This is a genomic window from Aestuarium sp., from assembly GCF_023253315.1.
Taxonomy (GTDB): Bacteria; Pseudomonadota; Alphaproteobacteria; order Rhodobacterales; family Rhodobacteraceae; genus Marivivens; species Marivivens donghaensis.
This window is the reverse complement of the sequence record NZ_JALRGW010000059.1, coordinates 1-2,477: the sequence shown is the minus strand read 5'-3', so window position 1 is coordinate 2,477 and position 2,477 is coordinate 1. Positions and strand designations below refer to the sequence as shown.

2 protein-coding genes are annotated in these 2,477 nt (G+C 50.0%); one reads left to right on the top strand and one right to left on the bottom strand.

Annotated elements, in window-relative coordinates; all coding sequences use genetic code 11:
• Positions 1–246 precede the first annotated feature (246 nt).
• The gene (locus tag AC1QQ2_RS13980; RefSeq protein WP_479713589.1) at positions 247–375 is read left to right on the top strand and encodes an integrase core domain-containing protein; all 129 of its coding nucleotides are present in this window, start codon (positions 247–249) and stop codon (positions 373–375) included.
• A gap of 183 nt (positions 376–558) precedes the next feature.
• Here AC1QQ2_RS13980 and AC1QQ2_RS13975 read toward each other — a convergent pair whose 3' ends face one another.
• Complete coding sequence (locus tag AC1QQ2_RS13975; protein ID WP_479713588.1) at positions 559–2,370, bottom strand: zinc-ribbon domain-containing protein; 1,812 nt, start codon at positions 2,368–2,370, stop codon at positions 559–561.
• Between the last annotated feature and the right edge of the window lie 107 nt (positions 2,371–2,477).

Genomic DNA, 2,477 nt, shown 5'->3' with positions numbered 1-2,477 from the left:
CTACGCCCAAAGCGTTTGATTAAGATTTAGATTGTAAGACTCCGTGGCATTACAGCTGTTTAACCTTCAGCCACTAAGGCAGAAGGGGCGGAGTTTTGAGGACGCCTATCTTTTTCGGCTTACGCCTAGTCCTCGGCCAATGCTTCCGCAGTCATAGTACCAAAACTGCCAACATATGTGAATCCCAAAAATGAAAAAAACTATAAAAAATTCTTTGATTGCAGAGACTTATACTGTTTTTGATACATTAAAAATCAACGACTTATAAAATTGAGACAGCACTACAACACAAAGAAACCACACAGTGCATTGGGCTATCGCCCACCCGCTCCTGAAGCCATCATACAAATGGATCAGAGGCCAAATATGCACTAACTATAAACTTGGACCGGTCAAATGAGGCTGCTCACATAAGAAGCTGGAGGGCTGTTATGGTCAGCTAGCGAGTAGCGTTTGGTATGGTCGTCGTCTGCAATGATAACATCCGATACATCGGCCGCAGGTAGAGGTGGGTGACTACGTCGCTTAGAAAGCTGCGCCATATCGACTGCCGTGCGATTACCTGCAATGTGGGCAAAACGTTTTTCGGTTCTTAGCTGTCATGTTGTTAGGTGATGCCTGCCACGTATGTTTCTCGTCATTCAGACATCGCCACCAACGGTTAATCCCTGAACTGAAGGTAACATCGATTGGAGTTACATTACCATTCAAGGTCGGATGCCACATCGCAGCAATGTCTGGACGCTTGGTTGCGAGGCTTCGGCACCGACAACACGGCTCTATTGTTAGCCTACTCAACTTGTCACCAGTCTGTTGCCATTCGTAACCGCAGTGGCATTGCCAATAGACAAGTCGCCCTGTGCCAGCTTTGAGGTTTTGAGGTGTAAAGTCTCCATTCTTGGTAGGGTGAAACAACGCTGCCATCCAAGGATGCGTTACGGCCATGTTGTCTTCTTTGGTTGCCTTTCGGCCTGCGCAATATGGGCAGGCATGCCCGCCCAAGTTTCTGGAGTAAATCGCTGCCTTCCATTCATGCCCCTCCGAACACTGCCACCAAACCTTTGGCTTGGCACTCTGCGTAAAGTTGCGGGGCGTTAGCGGACTGTTCTTGGTCGGGTGCCACTCTAGGGCCAGCGCAGGATTTACTGCGGCAAGCGAGTGTTCTGGAAAGGGAGATGGAAAGTAGTCGAGATAGGTTAGGTAGGTCTCTTCCGCCCGGAAGTTGCGCTCCGAAAGGTAATCCGACCCCGCATCAAGCCGCACCACCAACTCATCCATTATGGCCTTAGTGATGAAGCTGCCCATTGGCAGGATGATGTCATGGTCTTGTAGCTTTGACAGAGGTGCTTCACGGATACGGATTAGCGTGACCCCTAACGCCGCTAGGTGTTCGTGCTTGGCTTGGTCCTGCTCACCCTTCTCTCGGTGCCAATACTTACCGTCGTATTCTACGGCGACGCAGAAATCCGGGAGATAAACGTCCACCTCAAATCCAGCTAACTTCTGGCGATGATGAACGTTATCAAAGACAGCCGCTAGCTCTGTGAATATCCGAAGTTCATTCTTCGAAGTCTGGTTTGAACAAGACGGGCAGCCTGAACCATTAGTCGTCCGACGATATATGGGCGCTTCCCATTCGTGCCCTCTTTCACAACACCACCACACTGGTCTGTTTGATTGCGGCAGGAACTGGTCAGGAGGCTTCGAGTTCTTTCTAAAGTCCCACTCGGCAAGCAAATCGGGGTAGAGTGCTGCGAAGTTATATTCAGGACTTGGCTTCTTGCCGGCACAGTAGGGGCAACCGTTGCCTCGTGACCTGCTATCTATCGTCGCTTTCCACTCGTGACCCTTTGCACATCGCCACCACACCTTGTCGTTGCTTTTGGGCATGTAATAGGTGGGAGGACGCTGGTTCTGTTCGCCCCATTGGCTTGCTAGTTCAGGAAACTCTGTAGTTAAGTTATAGGCCTCACTGGCCTTGCGATAAGCATCTGAAAGGCCATCATGCCGACACAATGGGCATGAGAACTTCTTCTTCACCAGATTGTGCGGACTGCTCTCCCACTCGTGACCCGCAGCACAAACCCAGAGGTATTTCTTTCCGGATTTTGCAACAACCTCATGCGGCGCCTTGTCGTTCTTGCCGGACCAAAACTTAGCTATTTCAGGGAAGCGATAGAGAAGATTGTTTGTGTCTGAAACCTTGCGTCCAGCACAGTATGGGCAGTTCTTCGCATGAATGGCTCTGTTGAAGATGGAGGCTTCCCACTCGTGACCTTCGCTGCATTTCCACCAAGCTAGCTTGTTAGAGCCGTGCCGTACATCTTCGGGTAACGTGCTACCGTTCTTGGTTGGGTGCCATTCAGCCACAAGTTCAGGGTAGTCCGAAACATACTTCTTTGAGCAGCCTCATTTGACCGGTCCAAGTTTATAGTTAGTGCATATATGGCCTCTGATCCATTTGTATGATGGCTTCA